The organism is Buchnera aphidicola (Hyperomyzus lactucae) (assembly GCF_005081705.1).
GTDB lineage: Bacteria > Pseudomonadota > Gammaproteobacteria > Enterobacterales > Enterobacteriaceae > Buchnera > Buchnera aphidicola_Y.
In genome coordinates, this window is record NZ_CP034876.1 from 421,955 (window position 1) to 446,018 (window position 24,064).

At 26.1% G+C, this 24,064-nt stretch carries 22 protein-coding genes, 2 tRNA genes and 3 pseudogenes; 18 read left to right on the forward strand and 9 right to left on the reverse strand.

All coding sequences use genetic code 11. From position 1 onward, the window contains the following. Positions 1-120: 120 nt before the first annotated feature. The 3 genes from ftsH to greA all read right to left on the reverse strand — a co-directional run bounded on the left by ftsH (position 121) and on the right by greA (position 3,170). A complete protein-coding gene (gene ftsH, locus D9V68_RS01945) occupies positions 121-1,953 on the reverse strand; it encodes an ATP-dependent zinc metalloprotease FtsH (protein WP_158357822.1) in 1,833 nt (610 codons plus the stop codon). 65 nt (positions 1,954-2,018) lie between these two features. After that, the gene (gene rlmE, locus D9V68_RS01950; RefSeq protein WP_158357824.1) at positions 2,019-2,639 is read right to left on the reverse strand and encodes a 23S rRNA (uridine(2552)-2'-O)-methyltransferase RlmE; all 621 of its coding nucleotides are present in this window, start codon (positions 2,637-2,639) and stop codon (positions 2,019-2,021) included. Positions 2,640-2,690: 51 nt separating this feature from the next. Further along, on the reverse strand, positions 2,691-3,170 hold the full coding sequence (gene greA, locus D9V68_RS01955; protein ID WP_158357826.1) for a transcription elongation factor GreA: 480 nt from the start codon (positions 3,168-3,170) through the stop codon (positions 2,691-2,693). Positions 3,171-3,691: 521 nt separating this feature from the next. Between greA and D9V68_RS01960 the strand changes: the two genes are divergently transcribed. The 5 genes and pseudogenes from D9V68_RS01960 to cgtA form a co-directional block, all read left to right on the forward strand. After that, a complete protein-coding gene (locus D9V68_RS01960; protein ID WP_158357828.1) occupies positions 3,692-3,958 on the forward strand; it encodes a BolA family protein in 267 nt (88 codons plus the stop codon). A 38-nt stretch (positions 3,959-3,996) separates the two neighbouring features. Beyond that, positions 3,997-5,250: a UDP-N-acetylglucosamine 1-carboxyvinyltransferase gene (murA, locus tag D9V68_RS01965; RefSeq protein WP_158357831.1), complete on the forward strand. Its 1,254-nt coding sequence runs from the start codon at positions 3,997-3,999 to the stop codon at positions 5,248-5,250. 107 nt (positions 5,251-5,357) lie between these two features. Continuing rightward, the gene (rplU, locus tag D9V68_RS01970; protein WP_158357833.1) at positions 5,358-5,684 is read left to right on the forward strand and encodes a 50S ribosomal protein L21; all 327 of its coding nucleotides are present in this window, start codon (positions 5,358-5,360) and stop codon (positions 5,682-5,684) included. A 3-nt stretch (positions 5,685-5,687) separates the two neighbouring features. Further along, on the forward strand, positions 5,688-5,942 hold the full coding sequence (gene rpmA / locus D9V68_RS01975) for a 50S ribosomal protein L27 (protein ID WP_158357835.1): 255 nt from the start codon (positions 5,688-5,690) through the stop codon (positions 5,940-5,942). A gap of 94 nt (positions 5,943-6,036) precedes the next feature. Next, positions 6,037-7,041 (forward strand): annotated as a pseudogene (gene cgtA / locus D9V68_RS01980) (Obg family GTPase CgtA); the annotation flags it as partial. A gap of 59 nt (positions 7,042-7,100) precedes the next feature. Here the strand turns inward: cgtA and rpsI are convergent. Continuing rightward, positions 7,101-7,493: a 30S ribosomal protein S9 gene (rpsI, locus tag D9V68_RS01985; RefSeq protein ID WP_158357839.1), complete on the reverse strand. Its 393-nt coding sequence runs from the start codon at positions 7,491-7,493 to the stop codon at positions 7,101-7,103. A gap of 18 nt (positions 7,494-7,511) precedes the next feature. Then, complete coding sequence (gene rplM, locus D9V68_RS01990) at positions 7,512-7,940, reverse strand: 50S ribosomal protein L13 (RefSeq protein WP_158357841.1); 429 nt, start codon at positions 7,938-7,940, stop codon at positions 7,512-7,514. A 191-nt stretch (positions 7,941-8,131) separates the two neighbouring features. On the opposite strand from rplM, the pseudogene D9V68_RS01995 reads away from it, so the two are divergent. From D9V68_RS01995 to rplS, 6 genes and pseudogenes are all read left to right on the forward strand, one after another. Further along, positions 8,132-9,288 (forward strand): annotated as a pseudogene (locus D9V68_RS01995) (chorismate mutase). 140 nt (positions 9,289-9,428) lie between these two features. Continuing rightward, a complete protein-coding gene (gene ffh, locus D9V68_RS02000; protein WP_158357843.1) occupies positions 9,429-10,784 on the forward strand; it encodes a signal recognition particle protein in 1,356 nt (451 codons plus the stop codon). A 92-nt stretch (positions 10,785-10,876) separates the two neighbouring features. Next, positions 10,877-11,134 (forward strand): 30S ribosomal protein S16, encoded by a 258-nt coding sequence (gene rpsP / locus D9V68_RS02005; RefSeq protein WP_158357845.1) that lies wholly within the window; start codon positions 10,877-10,879, stop codon positions 11,132-11,134. Further along, positions 11,128-11,658 (forward strand): ribosome maturation factor RimM, encoded by a 531-nt coding sequence (gene rimM, locus D9V68_RS02010; RefSeq protein ID WP_158357847.1) that lies wholly within the window; start codon positions 11,128-11,130, stop codon positions 11,656-11,658. Before rpsP ends, rimM begins: the two co-directional genes overlap by 7 nt. A 14-nt stretch (positions 11,659-11,672) precedes the next feature. Beyond that, positions 11,673-12,445: pseudogene (gene trmD / locus D9V68_RS02015) on the forward strand (tRNA (guanosine(37)-N1)-methyltransferase TrmD). A gap of 33 nt (positions 12,446-12,478) precedes the next feature. Beyond that, complete coding sequence (gene rplS / locus D9V68_RS02020; protein ID WP_158357851.1) at positions 12,479-12,826, forward strand: 50S ribosomal protein L19; 348 nt, start codon at positions 12,479-12,481, stop codon at positions 12,824-12,826. 94 nt (positions 12,827-12,920) lie between these two features. Here rplS and tldD read toward each other — a convergent pair whose 3' ends face one another. Next, entirely contained in the window at positions 12,921-14,372 is a 1,452-nt protein-coding gene (gene tldD, locus D9V68_RS02025; protein ID WP_158357853.1) for a metalloprotease TldD, read from the reverse strand. A gap of 161 nt (positions 14,373-14,533) precedes the next feature. Here tldD and aroQ point away from each other — a divergent pair, with 161 nt between their 5' ends. After that, on the forward strand, positions 14,534-14,986 hold the full coding sequence (gene aroQ / locus D9V68_RS02030; protein WP_158357855.1) for a type II 3-dehydroquinate dehydratase: 453 nt from the start codon (positions 14,534-14,536) through the stop codon (positions 14,984-14,986). A gap of 101 nt (positions 14,987-15,087) precedes the next feature. On the opposite strand, the gene fis is transcribed toward aroQ, so the two are convergent. Together fis and rluD are read right to left on the reverse strand one after the other, a co-directional pair. Continuing rightward, entirely contained in the window at positions 15,088-15,384 is a 297-nt protein-coding gene (gene fis, locus D9V68_RS02035; RefSeq protein WP_158358266.1) for a DNA-binding transcriptional regulator Fis, read from the reverse strand. Between the two features lie 148 nt (positions 15,385-15,532). Continuing rightward, positions 15,533-16,471 carry a 23S rRNA pseudouridine(1911/1915/1917) synthase RluD gene (rluD, locus tag D9V68_RS02040; protein WP_158357857.1) on the reverse strand — a complete coding sequence of 313 codons (939 nt, stop codon included), beginning with the start codon at positions 16,469-16,471 and terminating at the stop codon, positions 15,533-15,535. A 143-nt stretch (positions 16,472-16,614) separates the two neighbouring features. On the opposite strand from rluD, the gene D9V68_RS02045 reads away from it, so the two are divergent. The 6 genes from D9V68_RS02045 (at position 16,615) to gshA (ending at position 22,568) form a co-directional block, all read left to right on the forward strand. Next, positions 16,615-17,355: an outer membrane protein assembly factor BamD gene (locus D9V68_RS02045; RefSeq protein ID WP_158357858.1), complete on the forward strand. Its 741-nt coding sequence runs from the start codon at positions 16,615-16,617 to the stop codon at positions 17,353-17,355. Positions 17,356-17,516: 161 nt separating this feature from the next. Next, positions 17,517-20,171, forward strand: coding sequence for an alanine--tRNA ligase (gene alaS / locus D9V68_RS02050; RefSeq protein ID WP_158357860.1), 2,655 nt, complete (start codon positions 17,517-17,519; stop codon positions 20,169-20,171). Between the two features lie 193 nt (positions 20,172-20,364). Continuing rightward, positions 20,365-20,550: a carbon storage regulator CsrA gene (csrA, locus tag D9V68_RS02055; protein ID WP_158357862.1), complete on the forward strand. Its 186-nt coding sequence runs from the start codon at positions 20,365-20,367 to the stop codon at positions 20,548-20,550. Between the two features lie 162 nt (positions 20,551-20,712). Next, positions 20,713-20,805: transfer RNA gene (locus D9V68_RS02060), tRNA-Ser, on the forward strand. Between the two features lie 19 nt (positions 20,806-20,824). After that, positions 20,825-20,898: transfer RNA gene (locus D9V68_RS02065), tRNA-Arg, on the forward strand. A gap of 116 nt (positions 20,899-21,014) precedes the next feature. After that, entirely contained in the window at positions 21,015-22,568 is a 1,554-nt protein-coding gene (gene gshA, locus D9V68_RS02070) for a glutamate--cysteine ligase (protein ID WP_158357864.1), read from the forward strand. 133 nt (positions 22,569-22,701) lie between these two features. Here gshA and metK read toward each other — a convergent pair whose 3' ends face one another. Beyond that, positions 22,702-23,841, reverse strand: coding sequence for a methionine adenosyltransferase (gene metK / locus D9V68_RS02075; protein ID WP_158357866.1), 1,140 nt, complete (start codon positions 23,839-23,841; stop codon positions 22,702-22,704). Positions 23,842-24,064: the final 223 nt, after the last annotated feature.

Genomic DNA, 24,064 nt, shown 5'->3' on the forward strand with positions numbered 1-24,064 from the left:
AAGCCATGATAATTTTATCACTTCATCTTATTTTAATACATATTAAATTTAGGAATGTTAAAGAATATATAATCAATGTATTTAAAAAATATATTTACATTACCAATGTAAAAGAGATTATTAATTTATTTCCGTCTCAGTCCAACCCTTTGGTTTGCGTACTTCTTTCCTCTCCATTAAATCATTAATTTGAAATGCATCAATAGTTTCATATTTTATTAAAGCATCTTTCATAGAATGCAATATATCAATATTTTCATTTAAAATATTTCGAGCTCTTCTATAATTGATTTCAATTAATATTTTCACTTCTTCATCAATAATTCTAGCTGTTTCATCAGACATATTTTTTGCTTTAGCTACTGACCGACCTAAAAAAACTTCTTCTTCTTCTTCAGCATATAACAAAGGTCCTAATTTTTCTGAAAATCCCCATTGAGTTACCATATTTCTTGCTAAATTTGTAGCCACTTTAATATCATTACAAGCACCAGTAGAAACGTTTTTAGCACCATAAATAATTTCTTCAGCTAAACGACCACCATACAAAGTAGATATTTGACTTTCTAATTTTTGACGGCTAATACTAAGTGTATCTGATTCTGGTAAAAAAAATGTAACTCCTAATGCTCGCCCTCTTGGAATAATAGTTACTTTATGCGCAGGATCGTGATCAGGTACTAATCTTCCAATAATAACATGACCAGCTTCATGATAAGCTGTAGATTCTTTTTGAAAATCACTCATAACCATTGATCTTCTTTCAGAACCCATCATCATTTTATCTTTTGCTCTCTCAAACTCCAACATAGAAACTACACGACGGTCAAGTCTAGCTGCAAAAAGAGCTGCTTCATTAACTAAATTAGCTAAATCAGCACCTGAAAAACCTGGTGTACCACGTGCAATAATCATAGGATCTACGTCTTTAGATAAAGGAACTTTTCTCATATGTACTTTCAGAATTTGTTCTCTTCCACGAATATCTGGAAGCGGCACAATAACTTGACGATCAAAACGACCAGGACGTAATAAAGCAGGATCTAAAACATCAGGTCTATTAGTAGCTGCTATTAAAATTACACCTTCATTTCCATCAAAACCATCCATTTCCACTAACATTTGATTAAGTGTCTGTTCTCTTTCATCATGCCCACCACCTAATCCAGCACCTCTTTGTCGTCCTACAGCATCAATTTCATCAATAAAAATTATACAAGGCGCAGATTTTCTTGAATGTTCAAACATATCTCTTACTCTTGAAGCTCCTACTCCAACAAACATTTCAACAAAATCAGATCCGGAAATTGTAAAAAATGGAACTTTAGCTTCGCCAGCTATAGCTTTTGCTAATAAAGTTTTACCAGTACCGGGTGGACCGACCATTAATATACCCTTAGGAATTTTCCCTCCTAATTTTTGAAAGCGACTAGGTTCTTTAAGATATTCAACTAATTCACTAACTTCTTCTTTCGCTTCGTCGCATCCCGCAACATCTGCAAAAGTAGTTTGAATTTGATCTTCTGATAACATGCGTGCCTTGCTTTTACCAAATGACATTGCACCTTTTCCACCACCCATTTGCATTTGCCGCATAAAAAAAATCCATACACCAATAAGCAATAACATTGGAAACCAAGAAATAAAAATGGAAATAAAAAGACTAGGTTCTTCAGGAATTACTCCAATAACTTTAACGTTTTTTGTTAAAAGATTATCTAATAATTTAGGATCGTTAATGGGAATATAGGTAGTGTATTTACTGCTATCTTTTTTAGTAACACTAATCATACGTCCGTTAATATATGCTTCACGAACTTGATCTTGATTAACTTCTGATAAAAAAGTCGAATAATCAACTCTATGATTATTTACATCATTAGTATTAAAATTTTGAAAAACAGACATTAATACAACTGTGATAACTAACCAGAAGATCAGGTTTTTAACCATATCACTCAAAGGAACAACCTCTCATTGAATCTATATGTAACAAACAACACAGATCGCTATAATATTTATCTGGTTGCTAGAATGAATATTTCTCGAGATCTTGTTCGAGAAGTTTTAGGTTTACAAATTTTGATTTTTTTAAATAATATTTTAATTTCTTGATATAAATTATCAAATCCTTCTCCTTGAAATGATTTCAGCAAAAAAACACCTTTTTCAGATAAAACACAATTTGATATGTTCAATGCTAATTTAGAAAGATTAATAATACGAGGCATATCAATAGAAAAATGTCCTGTTATATTAGGAGCCATGTCTGACATTACTAAATGAAATTTAATATGACTTAAAGAGCCTAGCATGAAATTTAGTATTTTTTGATTACGAAAATCTCCTGTAAAAATTTCTACTCCTTTTATTGGTTTCATGGGTAATATATCACAAGCTATAATACGTCCTGTTGTTCCTATTCTATTAATAGCATATTGAGACCAACCTCCAGGAGCCGCACCTAAATCAATAACATTCATGCCAGCTTTAAATAATTTATTACTTTTATCTAATTGTTCTAATTTAAACCAAGCTCTTGAACGTATTTTATTTTTTTTTGCTTGCTTAACATATTCATCTTTAAAATGTTCTGATAGCCAACGATTAGAACTATTTGATTTTTTTTTAACAATCATATTTTTGCTGCTTTAAAAAAAGTTTTTAATCAATTTTATTATTAGTACAAATTATATATAATCTATTTTTAAAATCTTATATTCCACATCACCGCCTGGTGTACATATCACTACAATAGTATCGATCTTTTTTCCGATAAGACCTCTTGCTATTGGAGAATTAATAGAAATTAAATTTTTTTTAAAATCAGATTCATCGTCACCTACAATTTGATAAGTAAATCTTTCATTATTATTTATATTTAAAATACTGACAGTAGAACCAAAAATTACTCGTCCGTTATTAGATACTTTTTTTATATCTATAATTTGAGAATTAGATAATTTTGATTCAATTTCTTTAATACGTCCTTCACAAAAACTTTGTTCTTCACGAGCCGAATGATATTCAGCATTTTCTTTTAAATCACCATGTTCTCTAGCTTCTGCTATTGCACTAATAATACGAGGACGTTTTATACTTTTTAATTGTTTTAATTCTTGACGCAGTTTTTCCGCACCTCTTATAGTCATGGGAATTAAAGTAATCATATGAACACTCCATTATTTTTCTTTTTTTAATTATAAAAATAAAAAGATATTTTTAAAGTTTAAAAACGTTAAATTGTATTTTTAAGAAAATATATTCTTTAATTTTTAAAAATATTATATCTTTATATCATTTTCTAAACGATAAATATTTTCCCTGTACTTTTTTATAAAACTTGTAATAAAAATTGTAAAAATAGAATTTTATTATTAATAAAGCTAAATTAACTTATATAGATTATGAAAAGATGTTTAAAATATATAAAAAATGATAATCTATCTATTTAAGATTTTTATAAAATTTAAAACATTCAATTTTCAAAAACATATATTTTGATATTAAAAATATATTCATCTATTTTAAAGTAAAAAATATAATTTATCAAAATTTTAAAAAAGCAGTCATATTTTTATATATTTTCAATTAAATTAATCAATAACATTGTTTTTGAATAAAAAATATTAGTTATTTCTTTTTAATTTTCACTCCACTATCAAACATTTAATTAGAAGTACATTACAAAATGAATAATCAAGATATAAAAAAAATACTTATAACAGAACTAGACTTAAAACAAACTTATGTTACAGGAGACAACAATCATATTAAAATAATTGCAGTAGGAGATGTGTTTAGAGGAGTTAGCAAGGTAAAAAGACAACAAATAGTTTATACACCATTAATAAATATGATTACAGAAAAACATGTTCATGCCATATCTATCATATCTTATACACCGGAAGAATGGGAAAAAAACAAAAAAAACAACAATCATTCTGATGATCTATAATATAAAAAATTATATTAACCATAGAGATTGATTAATACATGAATAAATTATGTATAGAAGGAAATAAAAATTTAAATGGTAGTGTTACTATTTCTGGCTCTAAAAATGCTGCGTTACCAATTTTATTTATGACTATATTAACAGAAGAAAAAATAAAAATTAAAAATGTTCCTATAAATTTAACAGACATTAATATAGCTCTTCAGTTACTAGTATATTTAGGAGTAAAAGTAACATATAAAAAAGTATTATATATTGATCCGAGTGCAATAAATATTTTTTATGCTCCATATTATTTAATTAAAAAAATTAGAGCATCTATTTGGATACTAGCTCCTCTTTTGGCACGTTTTGGTAAAGCCAAAATATTCTTTCCTGGAGGATGTAAGATAGGTAATAGACCTATAGACTTACATTTAAAAGGTTTGATAAAATTAGGCGCTACAATTAATTTACACAATAATTGTATTAACGCTTCTGTTAAAGGACGTCTGCAGGGAAAGTATATTTTAATGGAAAAAATTAGCGTTGGTGCTACTATTACTATTATGAGCGCAGCCACCCTAGCTCGAGGTATAACAGTCATTGACAATGCGGCTTGTGAACCAGAAATTATTGATATAGCAAATTTTTTAAATACTATAGGTGCGAATATTGTTGGTGCAGGTAGTAAAAAAATATATATTAAAGGTGTTTTAAAATTGACTGGAGGTACACATCAAGTAATTCCAGATAGAATTGAAACAGGCACTTTTTTAGTTGCTGCTGCAGTTTCTAGAGGTCATATTATTTGTCATAAAACTGAACCTAAACACCTAAAAAGTGTTTTAATACAATTAACTCAAGCTGGTGCTAAAATAAAAACAGGAAAAGACTGGATCACATTAGACATGAGGAATAAAAGACCTAAAGCTTTAAACATTTGCACTTCTCCTTACCCGGGATTTCCTACAGATATGCAAGCTCAATTTGCTTTATTAAATTCAATTTCTCAAGGCATAGGTACTATTACTGAAACAGTATTTGAAAATCGTTTTATTTATATTTCAGAACTAATTAATATGGGTGCAAAAATAAAACTAAAAAATAATACTATTATATGTTACGGAATGCCTAAATTATCATCTTCTAATGTTTTTTGTAGTGATTTGAGAGCATCAGCAACATTAATATTAGCTGGTTGTATTGCTTTTGGAGTCACAACAGTAAATAAAACTTATCACCTTATTAGGGGATATGAATCATTTCCTGAAAAATTAAATAAATTAGGAGCTGATATTAAAACTATGTAAATATAATTGATATTTTGATTAAAAAAGAATATTTAAAAGTATAAAATATATTGTTACTTGTAACATTTTTTAATTAAATTAAATATCACAAATAATTGGAGAGTTTTATGTATGCAGTGTTTTTGAGTGGTGGCAAACAATATCGAGTAATTAAAAATCAAGTGATTAGATTAGAAAAATTAAATAACCCACTTGGTTCAATTATTGAACTTGATCAAGTTTTAATGATTTCTAATAAAGATATTATAAAAATTGGAACTCCTTTCGTAAAAGGGGGAAAAATAAAAGCTTGTATTCAACATCACGGTCGATCAAAAAAAATTAAAATAATTAAATTTAACCGTCGTAAACATTATAAGAAACAACAGGGTCATCGTCAAAATTTTACTGACGTGAAAATTATAGATATTAATCATATTTCAGGAGAAATTTAAATAATGGCACATAAAAAAGCAGGAGGTTCTACTAGAAATGGACGAGATTCTAATGCTCAAAGACTAGGCGTTAAATGTTTTGGTGGTCAATTAATTTCATCAGGTAGTATAATTGTCAGACAACGTGGGACTAAGTTTCATCCCGGAAAAAATGTACGTTGTGCAAAAGATCATACGATTTTTGCCACTAAAACAGGAAAAGTAGAATTCGAAAAGAAAGGATTAAAAAAAAGAACATATATAAATATCATAAACTAAAATATATCAAAAAACCCCTTTTCTAGGGGGTTGCATTTTTTTACAAAAAATTTTTTTAATCATTTTAAAAATTAATATTATCAATGGATAAAACATGAAATTTATTGATCAAACTATAATACAAGTTATTGCTGGAAATGGTGGAAATGGATGTGTTAATTTTAGAAGAGAAAAATACATCCCGAAAGGAGGTCCAGATGGCGGAGATGGAGGAAATGGTGGAAACGTTTGGTTGGAAGCTAATAATAATCTAAATACTCTTATAGATCTAAGGTTTAAAAAAACATTTCAAGCTCAACATGGTCAAAATGGATTAGGAAAAAAATGTTCTGGTAAAAAAGGAGACGATGTAAAAATACAAGTACCTGTAGGGACAAAAGTCATAAACTATCAAACACGTGAGATAATAGGTGACTTGATTACACATAAACAACAAATACTCATTGCTAAAGGAGGTTGGCACGGATTAGGTAATACCAGATTTAAATCTCCAACTAATCGTACTCCAAGACAAAGGACATTCGGTACTATGGGAGAAAAAAGAGAGATACAATTAGAGTTGATGCTAATTGCTGACGTGGGAACATTAGGTATGCCGAATGTTGGAAAATCTACTTTGGTCAAAAGTATATCTGGAGCTAAAACCAAAATTGCAGATTATCCATTTACGACATTACATCCAGTTTTAGGAAGTGTAACGACAGATGATAATAAAAAATTTATTATTGCAGATATTCCAGGTATAATCCAAGGAGCATCTAATGGTTCTGGATTAGGAATTCGTTTTTTAAAACATCTGGAAAGATGTCAATTATTACTTCATATTGTTGATTTAGTTCCTCAAAACAATTTAGATTTCATACAAAATATAAATATTGTGTCACATGAATTAAAAAAATATAACATTAAATTATATAACAAACCAAGATGGTTGGTTTTTAATAAAATTGATCTATTAAGTGCGCAAAAAATTAATGAGATAATTAATCAAATTCGCTGCAAATTAAAAACAAAAGAAAAATATTATTTTATTTCTTCGATAAAAAAAACTGGTATAAAAAAATTGTGTTTTGATATAAATCAATATCTAGAAAAACAAAAAAAGAACTCGGTTTATTAAAAAACCAAGTTCTTACTAAAGTAGATTGCATTCCAATTTTAACGTTTAGAAAATTGTGGACGTTTTCTGGCTTTACGCAAACCTATTTTTTTACGTTCAACTTGACGAGAATCTCGAGTCACAAATCCAGATTTTCTCAATTCAAAACGCAGCGATTGATTGTATTTGATCAAAGCACGAGTTATACCCTGACGAATCGCGCCTGCCTGACCAGAAATCCCCCCCCCTCTAACCGTAATATAAATATCAAATTTATTTATTAAATCAACTAATTCCAATGGTTGACGAACAATCATACAAGAAGTTTCACGACCAAAATACTCATGTAACGAACGTTTGTTTACAACAATTTTTCCATCTCCAGACCTAAGAAAAACTCTAGCGGAAGAACTTTTACGACGACCAGTACCATAATTCTGATTATTAACCATTTATTGTATACCTCTATATCAAATATCTAATAATTTGGGACATTGAGCCTTATGATTATGATATTCATTAGGAAAAACTTTTAATTTTTTAAACATGGAGCGTCCTAAAGAACCTTTTGGTAACATGCCTTTTACGGCAATTTCTATCACTCTTTCTGGATGACGACAAATCATTTCTTCAAACCTAGATTGTTTCATGCCACCCACATAACCTGTATGATGATAATAAATTTTATTAATCTTTTTCTTTCCTGTAACTAATATTTTAGAAGCATTCAATACAATAATATAGTCTCCAGTATCAATATGGGGAGTATACTCTGCTTTATGCTTACCTCTTAAACGATACGATAATGCACTTGCTAATCTACCTAATATTTTATTAGTTGCATCTATATAATACCAACTTCTTTTAATATCATTTGATTTAGCTGAAAAAGTTTTCATGTAAAACCTACTTAAATATAATTATTTATATAGAAAATAATACTATGATTAGAATTAATAAGATATAGTAAATATATTTTGCTAAAAATATTTTTTTGAAGTTTTTTTATATATAATTTACTGATATTTCTTTTAAAAAAACATTCTATCTTTAATAATAAATATATTACATATTTTATAGGTAATAAATTATGCCTGGTAAAAATTCTTTATTAGTCTTTCGAAACGAAATCAATGATATTGATAAAAAAATACTACAATTGTTAGCAGAAAGAAAAAATCTAGTATTAAAAATAGCAAAATCTAAAATAGAAAATAATCAAGCTATACGAGATGTAGAACGCGAAAAAAAAATATTACAAAACTTAATTATTCTAGGGAAAAAAAATCATTTAGCACCGGAGTATATAACACGATTATTTCAATTAATAATTGAAGAATCTGTATGTACTCAACAAGAATTATTAAAAAAATTTTGCTATGATAATAAATTAACTCTTGCTAGTTTTTCTTTTCTTGGTCCGAAAGGTTCTTATTCTCACATTGCTGCTTGCAAATATGCAAATCGAAACTTGAAAACATGTATTACAAAAGAATGTTTAACGTTTGAAGAAGTAATTCTATCAGTTGAAAATAATCAAGCAGATTATGCCGTTTTACCAATAGAAAATACTTGTTCTGGTTCTATTTATGAGGTTTTTGATTTATTAAAAAAAACTAATTTATTTATTGTTGGAGAAATTAATATTTTTATAAACCACTGCTTACTTGCAATTAAAAAAATTGAATTACAAAAAATTCGAACAGTATACAGTCATCCTCAACCATTTCAACAATGTAGTAAATTTATCCAACAGTTTCCAGAATGGAAAATTAAATATACTAAAAGTACATCAGATGCTATGAAAAAAATTATTAAATATAATAATGTTACTAATGCAGCATTGGGGAGTGAAATTGGTAGTAAAATTTACGGATTAAATGTTTTATCTAAAAATCTAGCAAATAAAGAGAAAAATATCACAAGATTTATTTTTTTGCAGAGAAATCCCATTAATATATCTGAAAAAATACCAACTAAAACAACATTGATATTTAGTACCAGACAAGAATCAGGAACTCTTTCCAAAGTACTATTAATATTAAAAGAACAAAATTTAATTATGAGAAAATTAACTTCTAAAACAGATTATAGAAACCCATGGGAAGAAGTTTTTTGTATTGATATTCAAGTAAATTTGTCATCAAAAATTATGCAAGAAACGCTCGACAAAATTAACAAAATTACTAATTTTACAAAGGTTTTAGGTTGTTATCCCAGTGAAATATAGTCCCAATAGTACCATAAAATTTTTAAGAAATATTATAATAAAAATACTATTATTTTTTTTAAAAATACAATTCCTTTTAGATGAAATAAATATTATTTTAAAAAGATAATAATTGTCTTAAAAAAAATATTAAAAATTTCAATATGAGCAATAAATAATGTTTAATAACTTAACTCAGCGTCTTTCACAAAGCTTACAAAAAATTATAAGTAAAGGAAGACTTACAGAAGAAAATATTAAAAAAACTATACGTGAAGTACGTAAAGCATTATTAGAAGCAGATGTAACATTGTCAGTAATAAAAAAATTTATAGAAAATGTTAAAAATAAATCTATTGGTAATGAAATAAACAAAAGTTTAACTCCTGGTCAAGAATTTATAAAAATAGTTAAAAATGAATTAATATTTACAATGGGTGAAAAAAATAATACTTTAAATTTATCTATTGAACCACCAGCAGTTATATTATTCATTGGTTTACAAGGAGCAGGAAAAACTACTAGTGTAGCAAAATTGGGAAAATGGATAAAAGATAAACATAAGAAAAAAATACTAATTGTATCTACTGATATTTATCGTGCTGCAGCTATTAAACAACTTCAGATATTATCTGAACAAATAGAAATAGATTTTTTTTCATCAAATAAAAATCAAACGCCAGTAGAAATAACTGCACAAGCAATGAAATATGCAAAACTAAAATTATATGATATTTTATTGATTGATACAGCAGGTCGTTTACATATCGATAAGAAAATGATGAATGAAATTCAAGAAATACAAGATTTATCAAAACCGATTGAAACATTATTAATAGTAGACTCTATGATGGGTCAAGATGCTATCAATATGGCGAAAATATTTAATAATGATTTATTGATATCTGGTATAATATTAACTAAAACAGATGGTGATTCTAGAAATGGAATTGCTCTATCTATGCGTTACATCACTAAAAAACCTATTAAATTTATAGGAACAGGAGAAAAAATAACAGAATTAGAAGCATTTCATCCTGAAAGAATAGCTGATAGAATTCTAGGGATGAACGATGTGATGTCTCTTATTGAAGATATAGAAGAAAAAGTAGATAAATCTCAGATTCAAAAATTAACAAAAAAACTAAAAAAAGGTCATGATTTTAATTTAAATGATTTTTTAATGCAAATTAAACAAATGAAAAAAATCGGAGGTTTAAATTATTTTATAGATAAACTTCCTAAAAATAATCAATTATCTAATAATATATCTTTATTAAATACAGACAAAAACACTCTTGATAAAGCAGAAGCTATGATAGCTTCTATGACTCCTCAAGAAAGAAAAAACCCAATGATTATTAAAGGTTCAAGAAAACGTAGAATAGCATCAGGTTCTGGAACAAAAATACAAGATATCAATCAATTATTAAAAAATTTTGATAGCATAAAAAGAATTATGAAAAAAATAAAAACTAGTGGTATTGCAAAAGTAATGCGTGAAATCAAAAACATACTTCCTAAAAATTTTTAAATCAACATATATACATTAGAATAAATTTTATATGGGTCGTATAAACAATTCATTCTCATCTCAATTTAATAACTTTTTAAGAAGAAAAATATATGGTAAAAATTCGTTTAGCTCGATATGGAACAAAAAAACGCCCTTTTTATAAAATAGTAGTAGCTGATAGTCGTTTTCCTAGAGATGGACGTTTTATTGAACGTTTAGGTTATTTTAACCCTATTGCTAGAGGAAAATCTGATCCACTTAAATTGAATTTAGAACGTATTAAATATTGGATAAATAAAGGTGCTCAAATGTCAGAAAGAAGCAAAAAATTAATAAAATCATTAAATACAAAAGAGGTAGCATTGTAAATATTAGTATTAATAAACCATTTAAACCATTATTAATTGGAAAAGTTGGAAAAGCTTATGGAATATTAGGTTGGATCAGTGTTTTTTCTTTTACAGAGAAAGAGGAAAAAATATTTAAATATCTTCCATGGTTTTTTTACAAAGAAAAAAAATGGACAAAAGTACAAATTAATAATTGGAAAAAACATAAAAATAATTTTATTGTACAAATAAAAGGAATTTCTGATCGTTCAAAAGCTAGAAAAGTGACTAATTCAGATATACTTATTAGTAAGCACAAATTACCTTCATTAAAAAAAAATGAATACTATTGGAACGATATTATTAATTATGAAGTATTTAATGTAGATAAACACTATTTAGGAAAAGTAACTAGTTTAATAAGAACAAAAAACAATGATATTTTAATAATCAAAAACTCATTAGAAAAATTTAATAAAAATATTTTGATTCCTTTTATTGAGAATCAAATAATAAAAAATATAGATACTCATTATAAATATATAACAGTTCAATGGAATTAAATAGTGTAATTAATATGAATAAAGAAAATAATAATACTTTAATATGGTTTAATGTAATTACTATTTTTCCAGAAATGTTTCATGCAATGACTAACTATGGCCTAATCGGAAAAGCTATTAAAAAAAAAATTATTAATATTAATCTTTTAAACCCACGAAATTTCACTGAAAATAAATATAAATCTATCGACGATCGTCCTTATGGAGGGGGACCAGGTATGTTAATGAGTGTTAAACCACTCCATCTAGCCATTCAACATGCAAAATCTATATCAAAAGAAGCAACTGTTATTTATTTAACCCCTCAAGGGAAAACACTAGAACAAAATCATATACCACAATTGATCAAGAAGAAAAAAATTATTTTTATATGCGGTCGATATGATGGTATAGATCAAAGAATAATTGATGATCAAGTGAATGAAGAATGGTCTATTGGTAATTATATTATTACTGGCGGAGAATTAGCTGCAATGGTTATGATTGATTCTATATCTAGATTAATTCCCGGTGTTATTAAAACAAAACAATCAATAGAAGATGATTCTTTTTCTAAAAATTTACTTGATTACCCTAGTTATACTCGACCTAAAAAAATACATAACATGTCGGTTCCTAAAGTATTATTATCCGGGAATCACGAAAAAATTCGACTCTGGCGTTTACAACAATCTCTTGGTAAAACATGGATCAAACGTCCTGATCTTTTAAAAAAAAAAAATTAACTAAAGAAGAAAAAAAACTCTTAGATGAATTTAAAAACAATAGAGAAAAAAATAATTATTAATTTTTTTAATTATTTTGCTTACAGGAAAAAATAATGCTCAGTATAATTGAAAAAATAGAAAAAAAACAACTAAAAAAAAATATACCTATTTTTAGACCGGGAGATACTGTAGAAGTAAAAGTATGGGTCATTGAAGGTTCTAAAAAACGTTTACAATCTTTTGAAGGTATAGTTATAGCAATAAAAAATCGTTCTTTAAATTCATCTTTTACTGTACGTAAAATTTCTAATGGAGAAGGTATTGAACGTGTTTTTCAAACACATTCACATAGCATTAATGAAATTCTTATAAAAAGAAAAGGATTAGTCAGACAAGCAAAATTGTATTATTTAAGAAATCTTACTGGTAAAGCTGCACGTATTAGAGAAAGATTAAATTAATTTTAAAAATGATTCAATATGCAGTCATGACATAATTCTTGACTGCATTATTTTTATAATATTTTTTTCATAAAGAATTTTTATTTAAAAAAAATTAAACAGTTCCACCTATAGTCAAATTTTCTAATTTAACAGATGGCTGTCCTATTCCGACTGGAATATTTTGACCATCTTTTCCACATACTCCCGTTCCTTGATCCATTCTTAAATCATCTCCAACCATTGATATTTTTTGCATAACTTCTAAACCAGATCCTATCAATGTTGTATTTTTAATTGGTGTAACAATTTTTCCTTTTTTTATTAAGTAAGCTTCTGAAGTAGAAAAAACAAATTTTCCAGAAGTAATATCAACTTGACCTCCAGAAAAATTTATAGCATATATGCCATAGTCTACACTTTTAATTATATCATCGATTTTAGATATTCCAGATAACATGTAAGTATTAGTCATACGTGGCATAGGTAAGCATGCATAAGATTCACGACGTCCATTTCCAGTAGATTCTGTACCCATTAAACGTGCATTAAGCTTGTCTTGCATATATTTTTTTAATATTCCATTTTTGATTAAAACGTTATATTGACCCGGAGTACCTTCATCATCAATACTTAATGAACCACGTTGATCTTGAATAGTACCATCATCAATAATAGTACATAGTTCTGATGCAACTTTTTTACCAATCATATTAGTAAATATTGAAGTTTTTCTTCTATTGAAATCGCCTTCTAAACCATGACCCACTGCTTCATGCAATAATACACCTGGCCATCCAGAACCTAGAACTACAGGAAATGTTCCTGAAGGAGCTTCTTGAGAAGATAAATTTAATAATGCTATACGAACAGCTTCTCTTGACCAATGATCAATTCTTGTTTCTTTTGAAAAATCATCTTTATTTAAAAAAAAGTTATAATCAGTACGACTTCCTCCTCCACTACGACCACGTTCTCTTTTTCCATGATCTTCCACTAAAACACTAATTGAAAATTGTACTAATGGTCTTATATCTGAAGCTAAATTACCATCGGTAGAAGCAACTAAAATATGTTCATATGATCCTGTTAAAGTTGCATTTACTTCTATAACACGATGATCAAGACTACGTGCTATATGATCTGCTCGATAAAGAAGATCAATTTTTTCTCTAGAAGAGAATATTTTTAAAGGATTTATAGTACTATAAAAAGGTTTATTTTTTTTCGTTAATAATTTCCTTGTACTTCCTGGATCTTTATTTAAAATAATACTACGAGCTTTATCAGTACTATTTCTTAGAGATACTTTAGATATCTGATCTGCATATGCAAATCCCGTACTTTCTCCACTAATAGCTCTAACGCCAATACCTTGATCAGAATGATAGCTTCCTTCTTTTATAATTCCATTTTCAAGAAACCAAGATTCATGAAGGTGAGATTGAAAATAAAGATCTCCATAATCTAACTGATAAGTACAAAGTTCTTCTAAAGCCACAGAAAGATCTTGATGATTTATTTTATTTTCAGTTAATAAAGATTCAGTAACTAATTCAAATGTCATTTAAACTCACTTAATTTATAATAATATTATAAATATCTATTATAAAAGATAAAATAAAAAAATAAAAAATATTTTTTAGAAAAAAGTATTATATAATATTTTAAAAAAATTATGGTTTTTTATATTAACTATATTATTATTGCAAGAGATAAAAATTAAACATGAAAAATATACTTTTGATAAATGGACCCAATTTAAATCTTTTAGGAACAAGAGAAACTGAAATTTATGGAAAAATCACTTTATCTGACTTATTAAATAATTTAAAAATAAAAGCTAAAAAACTTAATATATCTTTACAACACGTACAATCTAATGCAGAACATATTTTAATTGATACTATTCATTCTGCAAAGAAAACTAATATTAGTTATATTATTATAAATCCAGCAGCATTCACACATACTAGTATAGCAATAAGAGATGCACTACTTACAGTTAATATTCCTTTTATTGAAGTACATATTTCAAATATTTATGCCAGAGAACAATTTCGTTCTCATTCGTGGTTATCTGATGTTTCTAATGGTGTAATTTGTGGACTAGGTTTAGATGGTTACTATTGGGCGTTAAAGACTATATCTAATAGACTTGTTAATTTCGATAAAAAATAAAAAAATTTATACTAATTGAAAAATATTTTTTAATTTTCAAAAATATATTTTTTTTGCACTCTCTTTATTTCTTATATTAAGATAGAAAGTGCAATAAAACATTAATGCATACCGTATTTTTTTAATTTCTTGCGTAATGTACTACGATTTATACCCAGCATCAAAGCTGCTCGTGTTTGATTACCTCTAGTATATTGCATAATCATATCTAAAAGCGGTTGCTCCAATTCAGTTAATGCTAATTCATATAAATTATTTACACATTTACCATTTAAATTTAATAAATAATATTTTAAAGATTGTTTAACTGATTCACGTAAAGTTTTTTTTATGATTTTATCTGAAGAACTTGTAGTAGATATAACTAAAAATTCTGTATTTGCTGTTTTTTCTAGCATCATACGATTAACTCTTTATTTTTTAAAATATTTGAACGAAAAAATAAAAATATTAATAAGTGAGACAATATATTTTAATTTTTTTAATAAAATAAATAATATGTTTTATTTGAAAAAATACAATAAATAAAAATAACTTTTTATTTTTCTATAACAGGAGAAGAAGATCTTGCATATCTTGGGGAAGAGGTATGGTCCAAGACATTAAATTATGAGTAATGGGATGCTTAAAAGAAAGATGACTTGCATGTAATGCTTGACGAGAAAATTCAGATATTTTCTCGCTTTTTTCATCTTTTTTATAATTTATTCGACGATGAATACCACTATAACAAGGATCTCCAACTAAAGGATATTTGATATATAACATATGCACACGAATTTGATGTGTACGTCCTGTTTCTAATCGAACTAGTATATGTGTATGACATCTAAAACGATGAATTATTTTATAATGTGTAACTGATTTTTTTCCTAGATGATGAACTGTCATACATGTTCTTTTAGTACGATGACGCATTATAGGCTGATTTATAGTTCCACCAGAAATCATTTTTCCTGTAACAACTGCTTGATATTCTCGAATAATTTTTCTTTTTTTTAAAAGATTTAATAAATAATTATAAGAAAAAACCGTTTTTGCAATTACCATTAATCCACTAGTGTCTTTATCTAAACGATGAATAATACCTGCACGAGGTAAATCTTTAATATTTTTATAATGATATAATAAAGCATTTAAAATTGTTCCTTGATTATTTCCAGAACCAGGATGAACAACTAAACCAACAGGTTTATTAATTACTAATATATCACGATCTTCGTAGATAATATCCAAAATAATATTTTCAGGAATATCAAATAAAACATTTTCAACAAAAGGATAAATAGTGATTTCTTCCCCCCCTAATATTTTTTTATCAGGTTGATTAACAACTTTTTTGTTCAGAAATACTTGATTTTTAAGAATTAATTTTTTTAAATAAGCACGAGAATATTGTTTGAATAATTTAGCTAATACTTGATCTAATCTTTGTCCTGATAAAGAAAAACAAGATACAATTGCATTCAATTCTATTTTTTTCAATATAATCATCCTTATATTTATAATAAATATTTTTTATTAGATTAAAACTAAATCTTTAATTTTTATAAATATGATATTCTATACTATTCTGAACATAAATATTTTTAATAAAAATTTTATTAAATTACATTGAATACATCCTAATGAAAATACAAAAAAACATTATATTTATATTTATATTTACAATATTATTCTTTAATTTAACAGTACACTCTGAAACTTTAAATAAAAATGTTTTTATAGAGAAATACATTCTTTATAAAAAATCTAGAAAGGAACTAAGAGAAAAACGTTTTGATAATGCAATATATATATTGGAAAATATGAAAAAAAATAACACAAATTATCTAGAAAATGACAGAATTCAAATTAATTTAATTTATGCTTATTATAAAAATTTAAATTTTAATTTGGCACAAAAAAATATAAAAGAATTTATATATTTTTACCCAAATCATCCTAATATGGATTATGTCATATATATAAGATGTTTAATTAGTATGATTTTAGATAAAAACATATTTTTCAAATGTTTACCTATAAGTTATCATAAAAACGATCCGCATTATGCAATTAATGCTTTTTTTCAATTAAAAAAATTTATTTATCAATATCCTAAAAGTTTTTATGTCATAAACGCCAAAAGAAATTTGATATATTTAAAAAATCGTTTAGCAGAACATGATTTTGAAATTTTAAAATTTTATTTTTTACATAAACAATATATATCAGTTGTAAATAGAGGGGCGGAGATAATTAGAAAATATTCAGAAACACTAACTGCACGAAAAACTCTTATATACATGGAAAAATCTTTTTTTGCATTAAAAATATTTGATACATCTAAAAAAATATCAGAAATAATTGCATTAAATAAAATTTAAAAATACAAATTTAAATATTAAATACTTAATTATAAAAATAAATTATTTTATCATACACAATATTTTTTATAAATATTTATAAAAATAAAATTATGTAATAATTTTATTTAAAAATATCTTATATAATTAAGATTTATTTTTAAAATTAAATAAGAATAATTATGAAGAAAACAACAAATCAAATCCGCCAAGATTTTTTAAATTTTTTTAAAGAAAAAGGACATGTAATAATTCCAAGCAGTTCTTTAGTTCCACATAATGATTCTACATTATTGTTTACTAATGCAGGAATGAATCAATTTAAAGAGGTTTTTTTAGGTCAACAAAAAAGATATTACCCCCGCATTGCTACTGTTCAAAGATGCTTAAGAACTGGTGGAAAACATAATGACTTAGAAAATGTAGGATATACCCCTAAACATCATACATTTTTTGAAATGCTTGGAAATTTTAGTTTTAATGATTACTTTAAAAAAGAAGCAATTGAATATGCTTGGGAATTATTAACATCAAAAAAATGGTTCAATATACCAAAAAATAAATTATGGATTTCAGTATACAAAGATGACAATGAAACATATAAAATATGGAATAATATTATTAATATACCTTCTGAACGTATTATTCAAGTAGGTAACAAAGATAATACTCAATATAATTCAGAAAATTTTTGGCAAATGGGTGACAATGGTCCATGTGGTCCTTGTACTGAAATATTTTATGATTATGGAAATGGAACTATAGATAGTTCAATAGATTTTTTAGAAAATAAAAATCATCGATTTATTGAAATTTGGAATATTGTTTTTATAGAATTTAACCGCATTTCAAAAACAAAAATCATTTCTTTACCAAATAAATCTATAGATACAGGTATGGGCTTAGAAAGAATATCTTCTGTTTTACAAAATGTTCGTTCTAATTATAATATTGATATATTTCAAGAATTAATAAAAACTATACTTTCATTTAGTACTACCAAAAATTTAAACCATGTTTCTTTAAAAGTTATAGCAGATCATATTAGATCTTGTTCATATATTATTGCAGATGATATTTCTCCATCCAATGAACATAGAGGTTATGTTTTAAGAAGAATTATTAGAAGAGCATTAAGACATGGTCATAAAATTGGAATTCAAGAAAATTTTTTTTATAAACTAGTTCCTTGTGTAATTAAAGTTATGGGAACAAGTTCTGATATATTGATATCAAAAAAAGAAAAAATAGAACAAATATTAAAAACAGAAGAAATGCAATTTTCTCAAACTCTTAATAATGGTCTTAAAATATTAAATCTTGAAATCAAAAAAGTACAAAATAATATGCTTCCTGGAAAAACTGTATTTTATCTTTATGACACTTTTGGTTTTCCAATTGATTTAACAGCAGATGTTTGTCGTGAAAAAAATATAAAAATAGACTACTCTGGTTATAAATTAGCTAAAGAAGAGCAAAAAAAAAGATCTAACATTAATGAAAAATTTTATAAAAATTATAATAATAATATCATTGTTAATGATACATGTACATTCCAAGGTTATAAAAAACATACAACAAAATCATTAGTAAGGTATATTTTTATAAAAAATAAATCTGTTTCACAAATTGTAGAAAATGAAACTGGAATAATTTTTCTTGATACAACATCATTTTATGCGGAATCAGGTGGTCAAATAGGTGATATAGGTCAATTATACTATAAAAAATCATGTTTTATAGTAGAAGATACAAAAAAATACGGAAAAACAATAGGACATATTGGAAAATTACTTTCAGGAAAAATTAAAATTAACGACTCTGTTTATAATAAAATTAATAAAGATTATAGACATTCTATTCAATTAAATCATTCAGCAACACATTTATTACATTCAGCATTAAGAAAAATTTTAGGTCCAAATGTCTATCAAAAAGGATCTTTAGTAACTAATTCACATTTAAGATTTGATTTCTCTTATTCTACACCCATAACGATGTCTCAAATACAACGGATTGAACATATTGTTAATATCCAAATTCGCAATAATATTACTATTAAAATTCAAGAATTAACTTTAGAAGAGGCTAAAGCAAAAAAAGCAATGGCTTTATTTAATAATCAATATAATTCTATTGTTCGAGTTGTATGTATAAATGATTTTTCAATAGAACTTTGTGGTGGAACACATACTAAGAAAACTGGAGATATTGGACTTTTTAAAATCATTTCTCAATCAAATATAGCATCAGGAATCAAAAGAATTGAAGCTGTTACTGGTAAAAAAGCTATAGATTATTTGCATATGCAAGATAACAATATACAAGATATATCTTTTATATTAGATTGTAATCATTCTAATATTAAAGAAAAAATACATAAACTTACAAAAAAAATAAAAATTTTAGAAAAAAAAATAACTGAATTACAACAACAAGAATATATATATTATATAAAAAAATTATTAAAAAATATTGAAAAAATAAAAGAAATAAAATTTTTGACACATATATTTTATAATTATGAACATAAATTATTAAGAACAATTGCGGACAAACTAATAGATGAACTAAATCATGCAATTGTTATATTAATTAATATTGTTAATCAACGTTTTACTGTTGTAATTAGAATTGCAAAAAAATTAACTAATTGTATCAAAGCAACACAAATTATAGATATCATTATGAATGAAACAAATGGAAAAGGAGGAGGAAAAAGAGAAATGGCTGAAGGAGGAGGAATTTATACAAAAAAATTGCCTATAATTTTAAATAATATTAAATCATGGATTAATATACAGTTAGAAAACAAGAAAAATAATAAATATTCTTAATATATATGTATTAAATAGTAAAATTTATTATTTTACGAAATTCTTCAAAGTAGATGATTTATAATCAGCATATATTTTTAAAAATATAATAATATATTATTAAAAAATTTTATGGTCTACGTTTAACCCTGTATGATTGATAACACTAGGAACTAGAGAGATCAAACTCTTGTAATATTTCAAGGAGCACAGAATGCTTATTCTAACTCGTCGAGTTGGCGAAACGTTAATAATTGGCGACGAGATAACTGTAACAGTACTAGGAGTTAAAGGTAACCAAGTTCGTATTGGTGTAAATGCCCCTAAAGAAGTTTCGGTACATCGTGAAGAAATATATCAACGTATTCAAGCTGAAAAAAAACAAAAAAAAAGTTGCTGAACAATACTGCGTCTTACTAATCTTGAGTAAGATGCAGTTTTTTATATTTAATATTTACTATAAAATTAAAACAATAAACCTACGAATATGTATAAAATGTATTTGACTTATATAAAAAAAAAAGTAAAATAAAAATAGAAAAAACTAAAAAAATTATAGTTAGGTGAGATGGCCGAGAGGATTAAGGCGCTCCCCTGCTAAGGGAGTATGTAGAAATTATCTGCATCGAGGGTTCGAATCCCTCTCTCACCGCCACCAATTAATTTTCAATATTGCATCCGTAGCTCAGTTGGATAGAGTACTCGGCTACGAACCGAGCGGTCGGAGGTTCGAATCCTTCCGGATGCAAAATAAATCATTAATAATCAATACATCTCTGAATTAAAAATACATAAAAAATTAAAATATGTAATATGTTCAAAATTCATAAAAGATAATTAAATATTTTAAATCAGGAGAAAAAATTGATACAAGATATCTCGAAAAAAATTGCTTTTTTAAAAGCAAACCCAAAAATTTTAAAAAGTATTTTTCGAGGAATTGAACGTGAAACCTTAAGAATTGAAAAAAATGGAAGTTTTTCTAAAAAAATGCACCCATACTTAATCGGTTCACCTTTAACACACAGATGGATCACTACAGATTTTTCTGAAAATTTGTTAGAATTTATTACACCTACTAGTAATAATATAGATTATCTATTATCTTTTTTAAAAGATCTCCACTGTTTTACAGCTTTAAAGACAAAAAATGAACTCATGTGGCCCTTCAGTATACCTTACTTTTATGAAAGTAAAACAAATATTCCAATTGCTCAATACGGTAATTCTAATCTTGGAAAAATGAAAACCATTTATCGAATAGGTCTAAAAAATCGCTATGGTGATCTTCCAAATACTATTTCAGGTGTACATTACAATTTTTCATTACCCGTAATTTTTTGGGATCATTGGAAGAAAACAACAAATAAAAAGAATAATACTGACTATGTTTCAGCATGCTATTTAAATTTAATGAGAAATTATTATCGATTCGGTTGGATCATTCCGTACTTATTTGGAGCTTCTCCAGCAATATCCCCATCTTTTTTAAAAAATAAAAAAACAAAATATCTATTCAAAAAAAACAAAGAAAATATATTGTATTTGCCATGGTCTACTTCATTAAGACTCAGCGATATTGGATATACTAATGTTAATAGTATAGATTTAAATATTATGTTTAATGATTTAAACTCATATATTAAATCATTAAAAAAAGCTATAGAAACACCATCAAAACAATTTATTAATATAGGATTAAAAGATATAAATGGTAATTTTAAACAATTAAATACCAATATTCTACAAATGGAAAATGAACTTTATATACAAATCAGGCCTAAAAGAAAAACGAATAATGGCGAATCACTAATAGAAGCTCTAAAAAATAGAGGAATTGAATATGTAGAAATACGTTCTTTAGATATTAATCCATTTTCACCTATAGGTATAAGCAAAAAACAAATACTTTTTTTAGATCTATTCTTGATTTGGTGTGCTCTAATTGACTTGCCTCAAATTGATACAATGGATTTTTCATTAACAAATAAAAATTGGGAAACAATAATTTTTGAAGGAAGAAAACCTAATCAAGAAATTTATATTAATAATAAATATGAGAAAAAAACATTAATAGAAGTAAGCAAAATAATATTTAAAGATTTAGATCAAATTGCTTCAATACTTGATTATAACGAAGATAATGTTTTATATCAAAAAACATGCCATGAAATGAAATTATTTTTTCAAGATCCAGATCTAACTTATTCTGCTCAATTCTTAAAATTTTTAATTAGATCAGGTATCAAAAAAACGGGATTATATTTAGCTAATAAATATCATAAAAAATTTATTGATAAAAATTATTTAAATATAAATCAAAATATTTTAGAAAAAGAAACTATTCGCTCTCATCAAAAAACAAAGAAAATAGAAGAATCGGATATGCTATCTTTTGAACAATATATAAAAAAGTAAAAATTCTCCCATGCTAGTAAACATGGGACAGATACACAATCAATATATTTATTCATATTCAAAAACACTTATCTATTTTAAAATATTTTCTTACAGCATATAGTCTTTAAAATCTCAAACTATTAGAATATTTTTATTGAGATAATTCGTCTATTTTATCCACTTGTTCCCATGGAAATTCTTCTCTACCAAAATGTCCATAAGCAGCTGTTTTAAGATAAATAGGTTGAAGTAGATTTAGCATATTAATCAATCCATATGGACGCAAATCAAAAATATTACGAACTAAACTAATCAGAGCGCTATTACTTATTCTTCCAGTTCTAAAAGTATCGATCATGATAGAAGTTGGTTCTGCAATTCCGATCGCATAAGACAGTTGAATTTCACAACGATCAGCCAAACCAGCAGCAACAATATTTTTAGCTACATATCTAGCTGCATATGCTGCAGAACGGTCTACTTTTGAAGGATCTTTTCCTGAAAAAGCACCACCTCCATGTCTAGACATACCACCGTAAGTATCAACAATAATTTTCCGCCCTGTTAAACCGCAATCCCCCATAGGACCCCCTATAACAAATCTACCTGTAGGATTAATAAAAAATTTTGTATTTTTTGTTAACCATTTACTTGGTAGTACTGGTTTGATAATTTCTTCCATAATTGCTTCTTTTAAAATATTTTGAGTAATATTTTCTCGATGCTGTGTGGAAAAAACTACAGTATCTATTTCTATTATATTTCCGTTTCTATATTTAAATGTGACCTGACTTTTAGCATCAGGTCTAAGCCAAGGTAAAATATTTTTCTTTCTTAATTCAGATTGTTTTTTCATCAAAAGATGAGCATAAGTAATAGGTGCTGGCATTAATACTTTAGTTTCATTAGTAGCGTAACCAAATATTATTCCTTGATCTCCAGCTCCTTGTTCTAGAGGGTTGATCCGATCTACACCTTGATTAATATCTAATGATTGCTTTCCAATTGCACTTAATACTGCACATGAATTAGCATCAAATCCTGCATCTGAATCAATATAACCTATATTATTGATAGTATTACGAGTAATTTCCTCAACATCGACCCATGCAGTTGTTGTGATTTCTCCACCAATCAAAACCATGCCTGTTTTAACATAAGTTTCACAAGCAACACGTGCTTTAAGATCTTGTTTTAATATCTCATCAAGTAGAGCATCAGAAATTTGATCAGCAATTTTATCTGGATGACCTTCTGAAACTGATTCAGATGTAAAAAGATATTCAGTCATGTTTTATCTGCCTTATTTAAAAAAAATTATCTTTATATCTGTAATATATAAAAAATTATAATTTAATATTTATTGTGAATATATAAAATATAGTATATTTTTAATATTAAGAAAAAAGATATATTTTTATGTTAAAAAACAAAAATATATCATAGAAAAACTTGTATTTTAAAATAGATAAAATAAAAATGATAAAAATAATATTTATTGTTATAATTAGTAT

What these genes read in the sequence shown, in the direction of transcription:
- ftsH (WP_158357822.1), bottom strand. Translation starts at nt 1,953, where the DNA reads ATGGTTAAAAACCTGATCTTCTGGTTAGTTATCACAGTTGTATTAATG.
- rlmE (WP_158357824.1), bottom strand. Translation starts at nt 2,639, where the DNA reads ATGATTGTTAAAAAAAAATCAAATAGTTCTAATCGTTGGCTATCAGAA.
- greA (WP_158357826.1), bottom strand. Translation starts at nt 3,170, where the DNA reads ATGATTACTTTAATTCCCATGACTATAAGAGGTGCGGAAAAACTGCGT.
- D9V68_RS01960 (WP_158357828.1), top strand. Translation starts at nt 3,692, where the DNA reads ATGAATAATCAAGATATAAAAAAAATACTTATAACAGAACTAGACTTA.
- murA (WP_158357831.1), top strand. Translation starts at nt 3,997, where the DNA reads ATGAATAAATTATGTATAGAAGGAAATAAAAATTTAAATGGTAGTGTT.
- rplU (WP_158357833.1), top strand. Translation starts at nt 5,358, where the DNA reads ATGTATGCAGTGTTTTTGAGTGGTGGCAAACAATATCGAGTAATTAAA.
- rpmA (WP_158357835.1), top strand. Translation starts at nt 5,688, where the DNA reads ATGGCACATAAAAAAGCAGGAGGTTCTACTAGAAATGGACGAGATTCT.
- rpsI (WP_158357839.1), bottom strand. Translation starts at nt 7,493, where the DNA reads ATGGTTAATAATCAGAATTATGGTACTGGTCGTCGTAAAAGTTCTTCC.
- rplM (WP_158357841.1), bottom strand. Translation starts at nt 7,940, where the DNA reads ATGAAAACTTTTTCAGCTAAATCAAATGATATTAAAAGAAGTTGGTAT.
- ffh (WP_158357843.1), top strand. Translation starts at nt 9,429, where the DNA reads ATGTTTAATAACTTAACTCAGCGTCTTTCACAAAGCTTACAAAAAATT.
- rpsP (WP_158357845.1), top strand. Translation starts at nt 10,877, where the DNA reads ATGGTAAAAATTCGTTTAGCTCGATATGGAACAAAAAAACGCCCTTTT.
- rplS (WP_158357851.1), top strand. Translation starts at nt 12,479, where the DNA reads ATGCTCAGTATAATTGAAAAAATAGAAAAAAAACAACTAAAAAAAAAT.
- tldD (WP_158357853.1), bottom strand. Translation starts at nt 14,372, where the DNA reads ATGACATTTGAATTAGTTACTGAATCTTTATTAACTGAAAATAAAATA.
- aroQ (WP_158357855.1), top strand. Translation starts at nt 14,534, where the DNA reads ATGAAAAATATACTTTTGATAAATGGACCCAATTTAAATCTTTTAGGA.
- fis (WP_158358266.1), bottom strand. Translation starts at nt 15,384, where the DNA reads ATGCTAGAAAAAACAGCAAATACAGAATTTTTAGTTATATCTACTACA.
- D9V68_RS02045 (WP_158357858.1), top strand. Translation starts at nt 16,615, where the DNA reads ATGAAAATACAAAAAAACATTATATTTATATTTATATTTACAATATTA.
- alaS (WP_158357860.1), top strand. Translation starts at nt 17,517, where the DNA reads ATGAAGAAAACAACAAATCAAATCCGCCAAGATTTTTTAAATTTTTTT.
- csrA (WP_158357862.1), top strand. Translation starts at nt 20,365, where the DNA reads ATGCTTATTCTAACTCGTCGAGTTGGCGAAACGTTAATAATTGGCGAC.
- metK (WP_158357866.1), bottom strand. Translation starts at nt 23,841, where the DNA reads ATGACTGAATATCTTTTTACATCTGAATCAGTTTCAGAAGGTCATCCA.